At 65.8% G+C, this 13,807-nt stretch carries 13 protein-coding genes and 1 tRNA gene; 4 read left to right on the top strand and 10 right to left on the bottom strand.

Features of this window, described 5'->3' with window-relative positions; all coding sequences use genetic code 11:
• Positions 1-54: 54 nt before the first annotated feature.
• Together ACZ3I3_RS20710 and ACZ3I3_RS20705 are read right to left on the bottom strand one after the other, a co-directional pair.
• Positions 55-291: a DUF397 domain-containing protein gene (locus ACZ3I3_RS20710; protein ID WP_467367057.1), complete on the bottom strand. Its 237-nt coding sequence runs from the start codon at positions 289-291 to the stop codon at positions 55-57.
• Positions 288-1,169 carry a helix-turn-helix domain-containing protein gene (locus ACZ3I3_RS20705; protein WP_467367056.1) on the bottom strand — a complete coding sequence of 294 codons (882 nt, stop codon included), beginning with the start codon at positions 1,167-1,169 and terminating at the stop codon, positions 288-290. Before ACZ3I3_RS20705 ends, ACZ3I3_RS20710 begins: the two co-directional genes overlap by 4 nt.
• Before the next feature lie 222 nt (positions 1,170-1,391).
• Here ACZ3I3_RS20705 and ACZ3I3_RS20700 point away from each other — a divergent pair, with 222 nt between their 5' ends.
• The 3 genes from ACZ3I3_RS20700 to ACZ3I3_RS20690 all read left to right on the top strand — a co-directional run bounded on the left by ACZ3I3_RS20700 (position 1,392) and on the right by ACZ3I3_RS20690 (position 4,215).
• Entirely contained in the window at positions 1,392-2,732 is a 1,341-nt protein-coding gene (locus ACZ3I3_RS20700; RefSeq protein WP_467367054.1) for a hypothetical protein, read from the top strand.
• Positions 2,733-2,787: 55 nt separating this feature from the next.
• The gene (locus ACZ3I3_RS20695; RefSeq protein ID WP_467367052.1) at positions 2,788-3,492 is read left to right on the top strand and encodes a 2'-5' RNA ligase family protein; all 705 of its coding nucleotides are present in this window, start codon (positions 2,788-2,790) and stop codon (positions 3,490-3,492) included.
• Positions 3,493-3,669: 177 nt separating this feature from the next.
• Complete coding sequence (locus ACZ3I3_RS20690) at positions 3,670-4,215, top strand: hypothetical protein (protein WP_467367050.1); 546 nt, start codon at positions 3,670-3,672, stop codon at positions 4,213-4,215.
• Positions 4,216-4,308: 93 nt separating this feature from the next.
• Here the strand turns inward: ACZ3I3_RS20690 and ACZ3I3_RS20685 are convergent, their stop codons facing one another.
• Positions 4,309-5,616 carry a protein kinase domain-containing protein gene (locus ACZ3I3_RS20685; protein WP_467367048.1) on the bottom strand — a complete coding sequence of 436 codons (1,308 nt, stop codon included), beginning with the start codon at positions 5,614-5,616 and terminating at the stop codon, positions 4,309-4,311.
• A gap of 438 nt (positions 5,617-6,054) precedes the next feature.
• Between ACZ3I3_RS20685 and ACZ3I3_RS20680 the strand changes: the two genes are divergently transcribed.
• Positions 6,055-6,768, top strand: coding sequence for a PaeR7I family type II restriction endonuclease (locus tag ACZ3I3_RS20680; protein ID WP_467367046.1), 714 nt, complete (start codon positions 6,055-6,057; stop codon positions 6,766-6,768).
• A gap of 79 nt (positions 6,769-6,847) precedes the next feature.
• Here ACZ3I3_RS20680 and ACZ3I3_RS20675 read toward each other — a convergent pair whose 3' ends face one another.
• The 7 genes from ACZ3I3_RS20675 to ACZ3I3_RS20645 all read right to left on the bottom strand — a co-directional run bounded on the left by ACZ3I3_RS20675 (position 6,848) and on the right by ACZ3I3_RS20645 (position 13,804).
• Positions 6,848-7,573, bottom strand: a complete 726-nt coding sequence (locus ACZ3I3_RS20675; protein WP_328582913.1) for a PaeR7I family type II restriction endonuclease — start codon at positions 7,571-7,573, stop codon at positions 6,848-6,850.
• A 13-nt stretch (positions 7,574-7,586) separates the two neighbouring features.
• Positions 7,587-9,263 carry an Eco57I restriction-modification methylase domain-containing protein gene (locus ACZ3I3_RS20670; protein WP_467367042.1) on the bottom strand — a complete coding sequence of 559 codons (1,677 nt, stop codon included), beginning with the start codon at positions 9,261-9,263 and terminating at the stop codon, positions 7,587-7,589.
• A 271-nt stretch (positions 9,264-9,534) separates the two neighbouring features.
• Positions 9,535-11,019 carry an SAVED domain-containing protein gene (locus ACZ3I3_RS20665; RefSeq protein ID WP_467367040.1) on the bottom strand — a complete coding sequence of 495 codons (1,485 nt, stop codon included), beginning with the start codon at positions 11,017-11,019 and terminating at the stop codon, positions 9,535-9,537.
• Positions 11,019-11,939, bottom strand: a complete 921-nt coding sequence (locus ACZ3I3_RS20660) for an AAA family ATPase (RefSeq protein WP_467367038.1) — start codon at positions 11,937-11,939, stop codon at positions 11,019-11,021. The genes ACZ3I3_RS20665 and ACZ3I3_RS20660 overlap by 1 nt, the downstream gene beginning before the upstream one ends.
• A 30-nt stretch (positions 11,940-11,969) precedes the next feature.
• Entirely contained in the window at positions 11,970-12,485 is a 516-nt protein-coding gene (locus tag ACZ3I3_RS20655) for an HORMA-1 domain-containing protein (protein WP_467367036.1), read from the bottom strand.
• Positions 12,486-12,487: 2 nt separating this feature from the next.
• Positions 12,488-13,486, bottom strand: coding sequence for a CBASS oligonucleotide cyclase (locus ACZ3I3_RS20650; RefSeq protein WP_467367034.1), 999 nt, complete (start codon positions 13,484-13,486; stop codon positions 12,488-12,490).
• Positions 13,487-13,716: 230 nt separating this feature from the next.
• Positions 13,717-13,804: transfer RNA gene (locus tag ACZ3I3_RS20645), tRNA-Ser, on the bottom strand.
• Positions 13,805-13,807 lie beyond the last annotated feature (3 nt).

The raw sequence follows: 13,807 nt of genomic DNA, 5'->3' as shown, positions 1-13,807 counted from the left end.
CCGGTCGTGAGACCCGATACGCCTACGCCTACGACGACCGTCAAGGCTCTCTGCTCAGTGCCGATGCTCACCGATTGCCCCGCTGGCGATTCCGCCAACCAGCGCGCGCATCGCCGCCTTCGGGAAGAGCAACGGCCCTCGGCTGATGTCCTTTGAGTCGCGCACTACGGCGTGTTCGCCCACTTCCGCGACTTCCACGCAGTCGTTCGCACCCCCACTGTACGAGCTCTTCCGCCCCCGCGCGTGCGCGAGATCGACGTCGTGCGGGGTGGCCATGCGGGGCGTGCTCACTCTTCGAGCTCCTTGCTGATGCGTGCGATGCGGGTGCGGGTCTCCGATGGGTCGAGGGCGCTTTCCCTCAACTGATCGAAGATTTCCGTGTAGTTATCCACGTCCCCCGGCGACTCGAGATACACGGAGTTCTTGGGATTCTCCAGCCACACCAAGTTCGGCGTGGGGTGCGGGAACGTCAGGATGACGAACGGGCCGTACAGCCCGGGATGCGCGCCGAGCGAGAACGGCAGGAGCTGCAAGGTGACGTTCGGCCGATCGCTCGCCTCCACCAGCTTCCGCATCTGGTCGAGCATCACTTCTGCAGAGCCGACCGTCCTGCGCAGCACGGCTTCGTCGAGGATTGCCCAGAGTCTGGCGGGGGATTCACCATCCAGGCGGCTGTTCTGCCGCTCCATGCGGACCCTGACCAGGGACTCGACGTGCGGCGGGGACAGGTCCTTCCTCATCTGGGAGATCACCGCGCGGGCGTAGTCCTCGGTTTGGAGCAGCCCCGGCACGAGCATCGGCTGGTAGCTGGCGAGGTGCGTCGCGCCGGCCTCCAGCGCGAGGTACCCGTCGTAGCGGGTCGGGGTGAGCACTGTCGAGTACTTCCGCCACCAGGGCTTCTGCTGCTCCTTGTCCGCTCGCACGAGGTCGAGCACGTCGGCGCGCCGGTCCTCGTCCTTGACGCCGTACAGGTCCAGCAGAGCCCGGACGAGGACCGGCGTCGTACCGCGTTCGCCGTTCTCGATCCGGCTCAGTGACCCCTGGTTGACCTCCAGCTGATCGGCGACCTCGGTGAGGGTGAGCCCGGTCGCGTCACGCAGTTCCCTCAGCCGTGCCGCGAGCTGTCGCCGGTATACCGACTGCGGGACCAGGCTCCTCTTCAAGGCCATGCCGGAAGTCTCTCCGTACCGGCGACACCTCTACAACCCATACGGGTCAACTTCACCAGACATATTGCCTAGTTGGCGGTTGCGTCGGCATGCTGTCAGGAGTCACGGCGCGCGTTCGTACGGGCGTGCTCCGCAGCCGACCGATGGGCGAGCGTGGTCACGACCTTGCTACCGGCACGCGCCTCCACGGCGGTCCTGCACGCCGCACCAGGAGGGTGGGCCATGCCACGGACAACGCTGCTCCGACGGCTGCTCCAGCAACGGCACCTAACGACGCACGAGGCTTTCACCGCCCAGTACGAGCGGGCCGCCGCCCGGCTGGCAGAGCTCGACCGAGACCCCCGCCTGGCGTCCCTCCATGTCTCTCCACGCCAGTTCGACCGCTGGTACGGCGGGGAGTTGCTGACTCTGCCCCGTCCTGACGCCTGCCGAGTTCTGGAGCACATGCTGGGCAGACCCGTGTCCGAGCTGTTCTCCACGGCATACGACGGCGACTCCGCGCACGACCGCGACGAGGGGCCGAGCACGCGCCAGCAGGTGACGAGTGCCCCTCCGCCACGCGAGGACGACGAGAACCCACTGGACATCGTCGCCCAGACCCGGCAGCTCACGGCCAGCAACACCGACGACGCGACGCTCGCTTTCCTCGATTCCTCCCTGGAGGGCATCGCCAGCCAGTACGAACAGGACGGGCCGTACGCCCTTCGCCCCCAGGCCCGCCAGGTGCGGCAGCTCGCCCACACCCTCCTCAACGGCCGCCAGCCCCCACGCACGCGCCGGGATCTCTTCCGCGTCGCCGCCCGTGCCTCCGGCCTGCTCGGCTACATGGCCGTGAACACGGGCGACTTCGCGCTCTCGGAGGCGTACTGCACCGAAGCCCGGGATCTCAGCCGCGAGATCGGCGACTTGGACACCGACCTCTGGGCGTGCGGCACCCTCTCCTTCAGCCTCTACTACGCCGGCCGGTACGACGAGGCCGACGCCTGCGCGGCCGCGGCTGTCGAGCGAGCCCCGCGCCACACCCAGTCCATCCGCTTGCTCGCCAACGGTCGGGCCCGGGCCCTCGGCAAGACCGGTGACCAGCGTGCCGTCGAGCGGGCCATCGGACAAGCCCTCCGCCTCTCCGACCTCCACGAAGTGCCCGTCGGGCTGACCTCCTGCATCTCCTTCGAGCCGTACGGACGGGCCAGGACGCTGGCCAACGCCGTCACATCACATGTGGCACTGCGTAAAACGGCCCAGGTACTGCGCGATGCCGAGCACATCGACGATCTGGTGGAGCACTCGGCCTCCTCCTGGAGCCGTTCGCTCGTACGCCTCGACGTCGCCACCGCGCTGCTGCAGCAGCGCCCGCCCGACATCGACCACGCGATGGCGCTGGGCCGTGAGGCCCTGCGGCTGTGCGGAGACACACCGATCAGCTCCGTCTACCAACGCTCCCGCGACCTGCACGAGCAGGCCGGGCCGTGGCGTGATCACCCAGCAGTACGCGATTATGGCGACGAGTTCCGGACCTGGAGCTCGCAGCCAGCGGCCCTGGCCATGGCGTCATCCGCGTCGTAGGCGCCGTCGGTGTCGTCGTACTCCGGGGCAGTGTGAAGCCGAAGGAGTACGTCGGGTGCCCCTGCTCAACGCCGATCCCGCCGCGTTCCCCGCCGAGCCCCCCGCCGACACGCACGACCCGGCCGTCACCGCGGCCCACGACTGGGCAGCGTTCAGCGCACTCGACGAGATGACCGACCACTGGGCACGCCCCGGCTGGTCGGACGGCAGCCGTGCGTACTACTGGATGCTGACCTTCCCGGATGATCAGCGGCTCGCGACTCTCGCGGGGCACTGCCAGGAGGAGCTGGCACCCCTCGGCCTCGACCCGGTGCCGACGGACGGCTTGCACATCACCCTCGCCCGAGTCGGAACGCCCGGCGCTGTCACCCCCGGCCAGCTGGACAGCCTGGCGCGGGACGCCGAGGCGCTGCTGCCCTCCGCGTTCGCCGTACACGCCATGCCGCTGGCCGGATCCCGAGGCGCCGTCCGCCTGTCCCTCGGCCCCTGGGAACCCCTGCTCCGGCTGCACCACGCGCTGGCCAAGGCAGGGAGCAGCGTCGGTCTGGCCCCGAAGAAGCCGACGTCCGCATTCCGGCCGCACCTGAGCCTCGCGTACAACAACCGCCGGCGCCCCGCCGCGCCCGTTGTGGGGACGGTCTCAGGGCTTCGCGCTCTACCGGCAGTAGAACTCTCCGTGTCCGCCGTCCAGTTGGTGGAACTCCGCCGTGAGGGGCGGACGTACCGCTGGGATGTGCGGAGGAACGTCGCGCTCGGGTAGCCCGCTGGCGTCCAAGGCGAGAATTACGACCACTTCCTTGCCGATCGCGGTCGACCGGACGGACCACGCGGAGGCCAACTCGCTGACGAGCAGCAGTCCGAGACTACTGCCCGTTAACTCATTCACCGACTCCTCCGCAGAGCGTGCCCGGACCCTGGAGACATCCCGTCCCGCGTCATGAACGCGCAGTACCGCCACGTCCCGGTAGACCTCCACAGCCCCGAGCCCGGCCCCAGCCCGGCCCCCGTCCCAGCGGACCCGACGGTGTACGTCGCCCGACTCGGCGAACGCGTCATCCCGTTCCTGCACCGCGAGCACGCGGACGTGGTGGCCGTGCAGTGGGGCGCTGACCATCCCAACCACGCGGCAGGGGTGGAGGAATGGGACCGGGAGAAATGGGAGGACAGGGGCCCCGGCGGCGCGCGGGCCATCCGCGACAAGATGCCCGACCGCCGGATCGTCCACCACGCCCACGCGGTGTACCTGTCCGGCGGCGACCGGCTCAACATCGGCCGCGATGCCCAATGGTCCGTGATGGCCTGGGAGTTCGAGACCGACCTCTACACGGACCTTCCGGTCCGCTGGCACACCACACGGCGCCCGGGCCAGGAGATTGAGGCCCAAGTCCGTGGCACGGACCAGGACGCTGTCACTGCAGCGTTCGATGAGGCTTGCGCACAGGCTGTGGACCGGGCGAGGAACCCGGGAAAGTACGGCGAGTGACGTAGGAAGGGCTCCTGAGGGGGATGCTGCGCAGGACCACGCAGCATCCCCCTAGGTGCAGTGTCGGGCCTATGGAGGATCAAACGCTCAGCATCAGGATCGTCTTGCCTTGTCGTACTCGCGGTCGATGACGGCCAGGAACTCGTCGATGCTCTGGGGGCGTCTCTCGATCTCCTGCTGTGTTGCTTCCTTGACGATGGTTCGCCAAGGCTCCTCCGCCGGCAGGAGGGGGATATTTGCTTGTGGCCACTCCCCAGTGAGAGCCCAGGCAGCTACTCGGCCGAGGCTGTAGATGTCTGTTGCCGGTACAGAGAGGTCATGTGGCCCGGAGGAAAGCTCAGGCGGAGCGAAGCCAGGAGTGCCTATGTAGGCGCCGGTACGGCCGGCAAAGGTCGTTTGGCCGCGTGGCCGACGGACGGTGCCCCAGTCGGCCAAGGTCCAACGCCCGTCCAGCAGAAGAATGTTCTGTGGCTTGACGTCGCGGTGACGCCAACCGTGACGGTGCGCTTCTGCTAGGGCGGATGCCACCGCCTTGATCATCCTGTGGATATGCTTCGGCTCCTTCAGGTGGAGGAACTGTTCTTCAGCAGTTGCCTCGGCCAGAGGCATGATGAACCAGTGGTGCTGTGCCTCAAAGTCGAGGACTGGCATGACATGTGGGTGTGCGCTCAGGATGCGGGCGATCTCGATCTCGCGCCCCATCCGGGCACCCGCCTTCGTCCACTGAGATAGTCTCCGCTTGAAAGCAATCTCGATCCCTGACGCTTTGTGCACCCCCCGGAGCACTTCTGCTTGCCCGCCCCGCTTTGGTACGCGTTCCAGGGAATAGTCCTTCTTCTCGCCCCGTGCGGCCTCGATGACTTCTCGGTAGCGCTCCAGGTTTGGCGTAATTTCTCCTAGCGGACCCACAGCTCGTGCGAGCAGTCGACGGCTGAACCGGTCGACGAATCGTTGCACCGACATGCCTTCCGATGGCTCCTGCAGTCCCGCCTCGGAGTAACAGGTGTAGGCAACCTCGTCATAGAGCTCGTCGTCGAGGAATTGGTTCAGCGCCGCTTCAAGTCTTGGCTGGACAGAGGCACTTCTTCCTTGCTCCCACATGATGAACAGCCCGAGCTGTGGCTGCAGCCCGCCACTGTGGTCAGAGGTTCGTACCGCGAGGGCCCGTGAGGTCGCCTCGTGGATCCGGTTAGCCAAGTTGTTTGCGGCTGATGGCCCGGACTGTGCGGTGAACTCGATTGCTCCCAGCGGAATTTCATCCTTGATGACGACAATGTCCCACCGTGTATCCCTCAAGCCGAAGGACGCCGGTAGAGAAGCCTCACGCCCCGTCTGAATCCAGGAGCGGTCGATGCCGCGTTCAACGAGTGCATCGATGGTGGAGCTGACGATGGGCTCCATGCGTTGACCTCTACGGGCCCAGCTATCGGAATCAACCCAGTAGTTCCGCACCGCAGCTGTCAACGCCCCTGCCATCTACTCCCCCTTATCGAGTGTCTCCTACCCTGGAGGAGCCTACCTACAGAGTCGTCGCAACAGGGGTGAGCGATCGTCCGTTCCGATCTATGCAGAGACAGACGAAACGTCCATCAATGCTCCACCTGCCTGCCTATGCCTATCTGCTCGCCTCCGTGTCATCTGCCCCCACTGCCCGAAACCTGCGTTCGGACAGGAAGTCCCGACGACCGGGGATCGGCCAGCTTCCATGTGTAACCCCCTTGTCTGCGCTTGAGGCGGCGGTGCATCGACGTAGCCTCCGCGTCGGCTGTCAGTGCTACCCCTCAGACTTGGGCCGACTGAGGTTCGTGAGTTCGAGCCTGTGGCGTATACCGAGTGAGGATGGGTGACGTGAAGCCCGAGGCAATTCAGCAAGCGGTCGAGGACTTCTGGACCAAGCGGGGTGAGCAGAGGGAGAGCCAGGAGGACGGCGGGAGGGCCGGCGGAGAGGCTCGCGCCAATGGACACATCAAGGGCTTCGAGGACGTCGTGAAGGAGGTCTTCCTCGACTGCGGTATCCCTGCGGGAGATATCCGAACGGGAAGGCCCTACCTGCCGGGCTATTACCGTGTCCGCAAGCAATGGGATCTGGTCGTCCTGTACAAGGAAGTCCTTGTAGCTGCCCTTGAGTTCAAGACGCAGGTCGGTAGCGTCGGGAAGAACTTCAACAATCGCTTTGAGGAGGCGTTGGGTAGCGCCACTGATCTGGGGGCTGCCCAGAAGAAGAACGGGCCCTTCGGCGCCGTACCGCCGTGGATTGGTTACGTTTTCGTGCTTGAAGAGACGGAAGAGACCGAGAAGCTGAACAGGCAGTCTCACGCGCTGTTCGAGACCGATCCGGCCTTCAAAGGGATGTCGTACACCCAACGTTACCAGGAAATGATCAGCCGCTTCGTGGGCGAGAACGTCTATGACATCGGGTGGTTCATCACTACCCAGCGGGCGGAGAACGGCAACATCACCTACAAGGAACCTCTACCGACGGCGACTGCGCGAACCTTGCAGGTGGCCATCGAAGGCCGAGTCAAGCTGGTGAAGGCCATCCTTGGTGAGTGAGTCGTACGCCCCTTTTCTCCAGAGGAGACCTGGAGGAAAGGGGCGTACGCGCGTCTGTTCCGGAGAGCTGTGGACGGCTCTAACCGGGAAGCCCAAGGTCCTTCAGGTAGGTGAGACGGGCGTTTATCGCCGCTGAGAAGTGCCGCCAGTCGAGGCTTTCCACCAGCTCGATGGGCTTGGGGTTCTCGGCCGAGGACGTGACGTAGCACGCGGCGTCGTAGAGCTGTTCGGCCATGAGGCGCTCGCAGAAGATCCCGAACCGATCCTGGTATGAGGTGCCGTGCCAGATCTCGTCGGAGGGCAGGGCGCCCTTCGCGGTCTTGACCGGCCTCCGGGAGCCTTCGCCGTCCTGCATTATGAAGAAGTAGCCGAGCCAGGGCTTCTCCTTCGGGTACAGCTCGGCGAGGGCTGCGCGGCGGAGGTCCACCGCGCTGCCGAGTGCTTCCTCTACCCGGTTGTTGTAGTTGTTGCCGAACGACGGCCCTCCGAGCGCCTTCATCTCGAAGGCCGCGACGAGTACGCCCTGGTGAACGACTACGAGGTCCCACTGTTTCTGCGGCCGGTAGTAGCCGGGCAGCTCTAGGCCCTGGGACTTGCTGACGCGGATGCTCTCGGGCGGGAAGCCTGCATCCAGGAAGAACTTCGCCAAGAGGGTCGCGATCACATCGAAGTGCTTGCCACCGCGTACCGATCCGGCTGTGCCGGCGCCAACTGCGGCTTTGATCGCGGACTGCTCGTTCTGGAGCTGTTTCGCACCCCAGTAGGCCGCAATGGCGTCTTCGAAGTCTTGGCGGGTGACCGTCAAGATCCGTTCCTCCCTAGTCAGGCAGCTCGGCGAGTCCGTAGACGCGAAGCGCGGCCTCCGTGGCGGCCTTCACGTCGCGCTTGTCGAAAGCCTCTGCAAGGGCAACCCGGTCGCTCTCGCTGATCGCTGCGGGGTCGGGCACGCGGATCTTGCGGAGGTACTGCGCCTGGAACCGGAGAGTCCCCCCTCGCATCTTGACCGCGTACGCCTCCACGAACGCTTCCGCGACCTTGGAGAGCAGCAGACCACCGAGTACGCGCATGTCCCAGACGTCCGAGACGATGAAGTACAGGTTGTGGTGAGGGTACAGGCCGCCTTCATCGAGGACCGGATGGATCGTCAGCTTCATGTCCGGAAACAGCAGCTTGGGGCGCTCGGTCAGACGGTGGTCGACCTTGTCGATCGTCTTGTACCAGCGTTGGGGCTGCTTGACCGCGATGTAGCGCTTACGGAGGGCGGCACCGTGCTCTTCGAAGTACTTGGCGAGCCGGGGGTGTGCGGTGAGGTCTGCGAGGTCGCCTTCGGCGGTCCACGGATTGACCAGGTAGGTCCCGTGCCAGTTCAGAGTGCCGCTGGTGGTGTCACGGACCATGGCCATCGGCAACAGCCGGTCACGTTCGACGAGGCTGTCGTCGTCTGTGAGGAAGACCTTGTCGGCGCCGGTTGCGATGCCGATGCCGACGCGTGTTCCGGTCTTGTCGTCCTCCAGCAGCCGGAAACGTTCGGTCAGCTCCTCCAGGACTGCCAGCCTGGCTGGTGACGCGGCCGGCCACGAGTCCTCGTCCGGGAACCAGTGCGGCATACGCGCGGCCTGGAAGGCCGGGGTAGTGATCGACTCTGACGTGCCCCTCGTGTACCAGTCGGCGAAGTCGTGGGCCTGGGTGCTTCCGAAGGCGCGGGTGGTATCCGCTGCGACCGCCTCACCCTGGGAACGGTTCGAGATGAGCGTGATCGCCGGATAGGCCGAAACTTGATCATCGAACGCGTCCACGTCGTGCATGACGAGTGCCAGATCCATGCTGAAGCGACGCCTCACCAGCTGCCGGAGCCGACGGCCGTACTGGTTCCGCATCCAGCGGTCCGCGCAGATGAAGCCCAGCTGGCCTCCGGGCTTGAGGCTTTGCAGTGCGATCTCATAGAAGCCGACGTAAATGTCTGCTCGGCCGCCCATCGTGGGGCAGGCGCTGCGATAGGCGGCCATCCGATGGTCGGGGACGTCTTCAAGGCGAATGTACGGAGGGTTACCCACCACGTAGTCGGCACGGTGATCTGCGTCGGACTGCAGTAGGTAGTCGCCCTCTTCGACCCATGCTGCTGCCACCCGCTGAGCTTCCTCGGCCTGCCATCCCTCGTCCACCAGCTGCTTCTCGATGACCGCACGGCTTTGTTTCACGTTGCGCTCCAGCAGGTCCAGAGCACGAACCGCCGCGAGCGCGTCTGTGATCGGTCGATTGTGTGCACGGCAGGAGGCACTGATTCGCGATGCCACAGCCACCAGGAATGCACCCGAGCCGCAGGCTGGCTCGACGAGCTTTGCGTCGCAGAGATCCTTGTCGGCCGTGTAGCCGAGCAGGTCGAGGATCAGATCGACCACCCAGCGTCGCGTGAAGACCTCGCCGTGCTCCACGGCCTCCGCGGGAAGAGCAGGGAGACCGTGCAGATCAGTGTCAGGGAACAGAGGAGTGGCCACGTCTTGACACTACTAGGGAGGATCTCGGCCACGGGAGTTATCCACAGGTCGGCCCGCATGCGCCGCTACCAGCACCTGACCGACCGCCGCTACGAGGACGCGGCGGCCAAGGTCAGTAGGCTGCTTTGGACCCGGCTGGCGAGCCAATCACAGCCTGATCCCACTGTTGCAGGTGGGCCATGCGGACTCCGTCAACGGTCGGAGCCCGCACTTTGTGAAGCGTGCCCGCAACCCTCCGAACTTTGAGGTCCGGCGCCCTTGGTTGAGCCTCTTACGCCTCCACGGTGAATGCCGCTTCGTATCCGTCGCCGATCTTGATGTCCTCATAAACGACGGTCTGACACAACCGGTTCCATCGGTTGCCCAGTAGAACAGCAAGTCCCATCGGGCAGGCGAGGAAGAGATGCATGCGCTGAACTCGGCGGGTGGAGCGGCGGAGGTGATCGCGGATGCCCACTGCCAAGGCGTTGGCGGCGATGCTGCCGGGGACGGAGCCGTCGTTCGCTTTGCCACTCGGCGGGGCGAGGACGATGAGCTTACCGACCGGGAGGTCCTGTTCGCGTAGGTACTCCAAGACGTCACTGGTGATCTCCGTCGCGACCGCGATGGCGACAGCGATCTCGTCGCCTTGGCCAATCTCGTACTCAGCGACTTCTGGGACCAAGGCGGTCTCAAATGGGTCGTTGGTAGACCAGAGCTGGCTGCCGGCCCTCCCCCGCTGCAGCACTGCGAGGTCGGTCCTGGTGACCATGCGGAAGGTGGTACCAACCAGGAAGGCCGGCGCTAGACGGATGCTGCCAGTGACGGAGACAGCGGTCGTACCGGCGGGGAGGCGTCCAGGTGCGGCCTCAATGTCCGCCTGCAGCTGGGCCCAGGTATTCGGCGACAAGGGCCGACGCTTGGTGTATTCGGAGTCGCTTTCGAAGCGTTCGACCCAGTCAATGGCGTGGTCGGCGTCCGGAGCCATCGGGTCTGGCTTAAGGGTGGCGATCGACAGCACGGCCCGAGCGAGGCCAGCCTTGAGGTCCAACTCTGCGACGGCGGTCTCGACCATTGCCAGTGTGAGCTCGCGCTGGCCGTTGCGGACCATCTTGGCGACCCATCCGGCTCCCGCCTCCAACGCCTGCTGGTCATGGCGCAGTCCCGCGACGGCCATCAACAGCTGAAGATGCTCCTGGTACTTGACCATGTTCACCGACAGGTCGAAGTGCAGAACCGACAGCAGGTCGAGGAGCTCGGCCTCGGTCAGACCTGCTTCCTTGGCCCACCGGGCACGTGCCTTGCCGCGATCCGACCTGCCTCCGCCGATGGCTGCTTTGGGCATCAGGAGCCCGGTGCGGGCATCGCAGACCTTCACCAGATCATCGGCAGGGTCGGCCGCCCGGTTGGTGACCAGGTGCAGTTCGACGCTGCGGCCGTCTGCGGTCAGCTGCCTCCACGTCCTGGCGATCTTCTTGAGAATCGACGGGCCGCCGCTGTCGGTGGGCTTGGTCAGGTATTCCGCATTGACCGGTGTGGCGCTGTCGACCGCGTACTTGACCTGCTTGTAGGTGTTCGGGGGGACATCGCGCAGCAGGACTACATCGTCGAGATTGCCGACGCCGTCAAGTTCGACGCCGACGGCGCGCACAGGGTTGTGCGAACGCGCGGTGTTCTCACGGAGGAGGGTCAGGCATGCCTCCCAGGCGACGAGCCATTGGTAGTAGTCGCCGGTGGTGCGGACGCTGGTGGGGCCGGGGGCGGGTAGGTGGGCCATCAGCGCTCCTCGGTGAAGACGGGGGTGGGCTCCAGATCCTCGGCAAGGGCGAGGAGGTCCTCGTCCATGACGGGTCGGTCGGGGAAGGCGCGGAAGACGGCTGCCGGGACCAGGCGCTGGGTGAGGTCGGAGAAGGTGTAGCCGGGGCGGTCCTCGGTAGGGCCGGTGAGCTCGACGACCTTGTGGATGGTCTCCGGCCGGATGCCGAGTCCGTCGAGCGCTTGGGTGAGGACCGCGTGGCGCTGCTCGTCGCCGGGGCGGGTGAAGGTGAATGTGGCCGCGGCGCGGCGCATGACGGCCGGGTCGAGTGCGCCGATGCGGTTGGTGCACAGCACGATGACGACTGGGAGCGCGGCGCCGGCCAAGCCATCGATGCTGGCCAAGAATGCGTCGACGCCGGCCCGATCCTCATGGTGCATCTGCTGGGCCTCGCGGGACTGCACCAGGGCGTCGGCCTCATCGACGACCAGAATCTGCACTGCGCGTGCTCCCTCAGAGCCCGACGCGCGCTTGCCCACCATGTGCATGTGGGTAAAGGCGTCTCCAATGAGGGAGGTCATCTCGCCGACGAGGCCGCTGCCGCGGGTGGCGAGCTTGAGCCGGTACAGGTACACCGGCAGATCGAGCCAGTCGGCGAGGTCGCAGCCGAAAGATTCGGCCAGTGCGGACTTGCCGGAGCCGACGTCACCGGCGAAAACGAACAGCGGCGCCCTATCTGCGAACAGGGCGAGAGCGGCGACGTTGCCGCCGTGGTACTGCGCGGCCCAGGACCGAAGTCGGCGCGGGTCCGCGAGGAGCGCGGCTTCTTTGCGTAGGCGCAGCTTCGTCTCGTCCAGGCCGACCAGACGGTCGTAGCGGGCGCGTCGGGTGGGCTCGGGCAACTCGATGACGGGGTGGAACAGGTCGTCCTGGCTGGTCACGTGCTCGTTCCTCCTGCGGATGGCGCTGGACTAGAAGGCGACGTAGACGTCGCGTGAGACGCCAGTGCCGTTGCGGGCGTAGCCGTGCCCCGCGGTGCTGGTGCCCGCGACGGCACTCGGGGCGGTGCCGGTCGTCCGGGAGATCGGCAGGGCCTCCGTGACCCCGGCCTGCTGGCTGCTGGTCAGAAGCCAGAAGGCGGAGCTGTAGTTCAGGAAGCTGTGAAAGGTGTAGCCGGTGAGGTCGACCGGGTCCGGGAAGCTGCCGGGTCGTGAGTCGACGAGCTGGCCGCCGGCCGTGGCCTTGTAGCGCAGGCGGAACTTCCAGGCGTTGGTGGCGGTGTCGCGGAAGCCGTAGTCGACGGTGTCGAGATAGCCGTCGCGCAGGAGCAGGGCGACCTCCTCGGCGAACTTCTCGATTCTCTCGTGGGAGGGCTCGCCGTAGAGGTTGTACAGCAGGCGCAGGTCGGCGGCGACTCTGCCTCCGACGTAGCGGGCATCGGTGATCGTGAACGAACTGGAAGCGGATCTGGAGTACGAGCCGGTCATGGTCACTCTCCCGGGAAGGTGGGGCCGAACAGCTCGCGCCAGAGGTCGAGCGCCTCGCTCTTCGTGGCCGCGTAGGCGGCCGTCGTGAGGGTGTCGAGGGTGGTCTTGGCGTGATTGACCAACCGCTGGCGGTCGAACTCGGTGTAGCCGCGAGCGACGTTGTTTTCCGGGTTGACCGGGTCCCAGACCTGGATAGAGTCCGTTGTCGCGCTCGCCTCGTCGGCCGTGTAGTAGTCGGTGAAGACGATCGGTGTCTTCAGGCCGGTGCGGACGATGTAGGAGAGGACCTGCTCGATCGCCTGCGGATAGTCGTCGACCTGCAGCGGCTTTCCGTTCCAGCCGACGTCCCAGAGGTGCGCGACCAAGAGTTCGATCAGGAAGGACTTACAGCGCAGCTGCGGATCGCCCTCCTTGCTCTCGCGGATCCACGCTTTCAGCAGGCGGATCAGCTCCCGGTAGCCGTCGCCGGCCTTCCCCTTGCGCTTTTCGATGAAGCGCAGGTGCAGCGTGACCGAGGTGAGTACCTTGATGCCGCCGCTGGTGACCAGGTAGCCCCGGTCGTCCGGCTCGCCGGTGTAGAGCACGGGCACCACGTCGATCTTCAAGCCGGAGCCCCGCATAGTGATGCCGACCGCGTGGTCAGAGGGCTTGAAGTCCTCTGCGACCTTCGTCTTGCCATAGACCTCTTTGCAGCGCTCCTCCAGCCAGGCCAGTACCGTCGAGACGTCGATGTCGGGGTCACCGACGCGCAGGTACGCGGCGACATCCGCGTCGGACCCTGTGCCGCGCCTGCGACGGATCGCTGTGTGCTTGGCCGTGCTGCCGGACGCGCGGAGCTTCACCAGGTCGAAGTCCGGGTGGTCGGCGATGTAGTCCTCCAGCCGCTCCCGCAGGTAGTTCACCTGGCGGCGGCGCTCCTTTGCCTCCTCCTTCGGCACGTTCACCTTGTTCTTCGCGAATGCCTTGAGGACCTCGTGGTCGACGTAGCTCTCCCCCGCCATGGCTGTTCACCCTTCACCCGAGGAGCTGATCGGTAGGAGAACAGGCTTACCAGGCACCACTGACAAACCCGGTCGAAGTTGCGAGGGGTGCCCAGGTGCCGAAAGCGGACCGTCTGTCGGGTCCTCCGGCTACGCCCGCCACACGAACTGCAACCAAAACTGCAACCACGCACGACGAAGGGCCCCACCGCAAGCGGTGGGGCCCTTCGACATCGTGCCCGGTGAGGCACTGGCGGAGGATACGAGATTCGAACTCGTGAGGGGTTGCCCCCAACACGCTTTCCAAGCGTGCGCCCTAGGCCTCTAGGCGAATCCTCCGCC

Source organism: Streptomyces sp. NPDC016851, assembly GCF_055562795.1.
Note: the sequence above shows the minus strand (reverse complement) of the source record. Positions and strands in the feature narration are given on the sequence as shown.